At 67.3% G+C, this 3,351-nt stretch carries 1 protein-coding gene and 3 pseudogenes; 2 read left to right on the top strand and 2 right to left on the bottom strand.

The features are described 5' to 3' along the window. Positions 1–247: 247 nt before the first annotated feature. A pseudogene (locus IG78_RS0140865) lies at positions 248–1,522 on the bottom strand (IS701 family transposase); the annotation flags it as partial. A 272-nt stretch (positions 1,523–1,794) separates the two neighbouring features. Between IG78_RS0140865 and IG78_RS0140860 the strand changes: the two are divergent. Beyond that, positions 1,795–2,148 carry a hypothetical protein gene (locus tag IG78_RS0140860; RefSeq protein ID WP_030574790.1) on the top strand — a complete coding sequence of 118 codons (354 nt, stop codon included), beginning with the start codon at positions 1,795–1,797 and terminating at the stop codon, positions 2,146–2,148. A 48-nt stretch (positions 2,149–2,196) separates the two neighbouring features. Here IG78_RS0140860 and IG78_RS47335 read toward each other — a convergent pair. Next, a pseudogene (locus tag IG78_RS47335) lies at positions 2,197–2,559 on the bottom strand (transposase); the annotation flags it as partial. A 188-nt stretch (positions 2,560–2,747) separates the two neighbouring features. On the opposite strand from IG78_RS47335, the pseudogene IG78_RS0140850 reads away from it, so the two are divergent. Continuing rightward, a pseudogene (locus tag IG78_RS0140850) lies at positions 2,748–3,351 on the top strand (hypothetical protein); the annotation flags it as partial.

Raw genomic sequence — 3,351 nt, 5'->3', positions numbered from 1 at the left:
CCGCACACTCTCGGCACACACCCCCACCGCCCTCGCGATCTCCGCATTCGGAACACCGTCCTCGAACAACTCGACTGCCCGAACACGACGCGCCTCTGCGCTGGCCCAGGGCCTTACGGGCGATCCGTTCCTGGCTCACCCCTGCCATCACCCTCAACCGGTGGTGGCGAGCCTGGACGGACCTCCGAGCTCCAGCCCCTGATCGACGCAGTCACCAACGGACACGGCATTGACCTCTACCGCCGGATTTAACGAACAAGGCGGTTGGGGCCGGTGGGGCTCGGTTGGTCCCCCTCTCTGGCCCCTCGGTGGGGCACGGGTCCGGCGCGGTGGCATCCACCGGGCCGGGCGGGGCGAACCATTGGTCCCAGCAGAAGGAGAAGGCGCAGTTGACCAGGGTCTGGTGGCGGCGGATGGCACGGTCGGAGCGGACTTGGAAGTCGGCCCAGCCGAGTTCGCCTTTGATCTGTTTGTAGCTCTGCTCGATCCAGGGGCGCAGGCCGTAGAGGCGGACGATCTCGGTGAGGTCGGCCGGCGGGTGCAGACTGGTGGCGGCGTGGAGTGTATCAGGGTGGGGCAGGTTGGTGGCCAGGTACCAGGTGGCCTTCTCCGGCAGGGTGGCTGGATCGGTGGTGGCCACGACCAGTCGGCAGGGTGAGTGGGGGCCATAACCGCCCAGTCGGGCATCGGCGGCCCACCAGGTCTGGGTGTGTCCGTCACGGAAACGGCGCTCCACCGGTGTCCAGTCGCCGGGATGGTCGGCATTCTTCCAGGCCAGGGCGCGGGCAGCGTCGACGGGGGTGTGCGGTTGGCCGGCCCGGGCCCAGGTGCCACGGTGCGGCTTGGGCGCCACGAGGTAAGGCAGGCCAGCCTCGCGCAGTGCGCGATACCAGTCGTCGCTGACGGAGTAGGCGCAGTCGGCGACCACCGCCCGGCAGGCGAAACCCGCCTCCTTGCCCCGGACCGTCAGAGCGGCGGAGATCTGCGGTTTGGTGCGGAAGGCCGGGTCGGACCGGCCGCGAGTGAAGTGATGTGCGGGCGTGTACGGCTGTGCGTGCAGCGGGTAGTACACGCGGCCGTCGGTCCACACCGTGGTCACCGTGACGATGCCGTTGTCCGTCTTGCCCAGCCGGCCCAGCCACTGCCGGCCCACATTGGCGGTGGCCGTGCCGTCCTTGCGGTCCCCGGAGTCGTCGATCACGATGACCCCGCCCTCGTGCGGAGCCGTCGCCGCCTGCTCGCGCAGCAGTGCAAGCCGCCGGTCGTTGATCTGCTCGGCCTCCCAGGGGGACTCGGACAAGAAGAACTGCAGCCGCTGCACCCCCGGCATCCCGGCACCCGCCACCGGCTCAGCCCCTGCCAGGCAGGTGATCGTCTTGTTCCGCTCCCGCGGCGCCAGCAGCCCCGTCAGATACTCACGAAAACCCCGCCGCTGAGCCAGGCTGAAGAAGAGGTCATCGAACCGGGCCGCGTACGCCTCCAACGGCCCCGGCGCGGGCGGACACGGACGGCGAGCAGTCATCTTGGGCCCCCAGCAGAGCAGTTGACTCCTGCTACCGGCCTACGGTCAACCTCCACCGCCGTCAACCCACACGACCACCGGATTTAACGAACTACCGGTACTGATGGTTTCAAAATGAGATCCGGAGGCAGCGAGGGCACATGCGGTGCCGCCGGTTGAGGCGAGGGCGTGCCCGGCCTGCCCCCCGCGGCTCTGGCTCACGGCCTGCCCCACCGCGGCCGGCAGCCGCACAGACTCGCCCGTCCGGCCTGGGCGCCGTGCATAGTGTGCTCATGGATCGATTCGCGGGTCAGGCCCGCCTCGAATGGTGGGCCAATCACGCGACGTGCCTTGAGAAGTACGACATCGACATCACCGTCACTGTCGACGCGGTCGGCACGTGGCGGGCAACCGGTCGGCATGCCAAGGCCCTCGACACGACTCAGCGCGAGGGATGGGACTTCCTTATGGGGATGGACCCCCACTTCTCCATAGTGTTTCCCGGCGAGGCCAACGGCGGGATCTTGGTGAGAGTCTTCGAGTCAGAGGACGGAACTCTCACGCTCACGGAGGCGCCAGACTGGGACGGTTTGGGGAGCATCACCTTCGACCTTCCCGGAGTTCAGCCGCCCAAGGGCAGGAACTGACTTTGCCGCCCTGCCACCGCCTCCGGCATGTCACCTGTCACTGATCTTTCAGAATGAAGTTCGGAGACGGCGAAAGCATATGAGACTGCGAGCCAGTTCGAGCAGGCCCTGATGGAGGTCGGCGCGTATCTCGTAGCGGATTCGGAGCCGTTTGAACTGGTGCAGCCAGGCGAAGGCTCGTTCCACCACCCAACGGACTTTGCCGAGCCCTGAGCCGTGTGCGACCCCGCGTCGGGCGATCATCGGCTTGATGCCGCGCTTCCACACCAGGCGCCGGTACTTGTCGAAGTCGTAGCCCCGATCGGCATATAGGTGTCGCGGCTTGCGGCGGGGGCGTCCTCGCAGGCCCCGAATCGCTGGGACTGCGTCCAGCAGTGGCAGGAGCTGGGTGACGTCGTGGCGGTTCCCGCCGTGTCGGCGTACATCTGAACGTGGCCCTGGCAAGATTTTCGTGAAGCGGGGGTGTGCCACCGCTTCACGAAAATCTTGCCAGGGCCAGAGAAGCCCGTACGCCGACACCGGGAAGCATGCCGGGGACCCGTGACCTGTTCGTTCCCGTCGCCTACTGCCGCCTACCGGTTCGGGCGACACCGAAAGCCTTGTGCAAGAACATCCTGGACGTCTACGGCAACCCCCACCCCGGCACGCTGGACGACCTGGCACGCGCCGTCAGGGACTCAATCCGGGACCACAACACCACCGCCCGGCTGATCGACGATGTGACCCGGCTCCGACTTCACCGGCAGGACGACCAGGACACTCTGGACCTGATCCGCGAACTGATGGACCTCAACGTCACCCTCGTACTGATCGGCGTCGACATCCCGAAGTCCGGTCTCCTGCGCGGCGCCTACGTCGATGCCCGCACCAATCAGTACGTCCTGCCCGACATCCGACGCGGCAAGAGCCACAACGAGGCCGCGGACACGCAGACCGACCGCCGCTTCGACCTGGTCGACCTGGACCCCTTCGACTACACCACCCCGCTCGGGATCGCCGCCTTCCTCGACCACCTGACAGGCATCGAGGACCAGCTCCGGCTCTTCCGTGCCACCGCGGGCATGCTCACCAGCGGCTCCATGCCGGAATACCTGTTCCGGCGCTGGGCCTTGACCCCGGATCCTGAACACGGGTTACGCGGCTGGCGTCAGCGTAGTTGGTGCGAGGTGGAAGGCGTTCTCGAAGGCGATGGGCGACCGCTGT

Origin of the sequence: Streptomyces aureocirculatus (assembly GCF_000720475.1) — a bacterium.
GTDB lineage: Bacteria > Actinomycetota > Actinomycetes > Streptomycetales > Streptomycetaceae > Streptomyces > Streptomyces aureocirculatus.
The sequence above is the reverse complement of the archived record's forward strand: the minus strand, read 5'-3'. Positions and strand labels throughout refer to the sequence as shown.

Coding starts and splice junctions, on each gene's coding strand:
- IG78_RS0140860 (WP_030574790.1), top strand. CDS start 1,795: ATGGATCGATTCGCGGGTCAGGCCCGCCTCGAATGGTGGGCCAATCAC.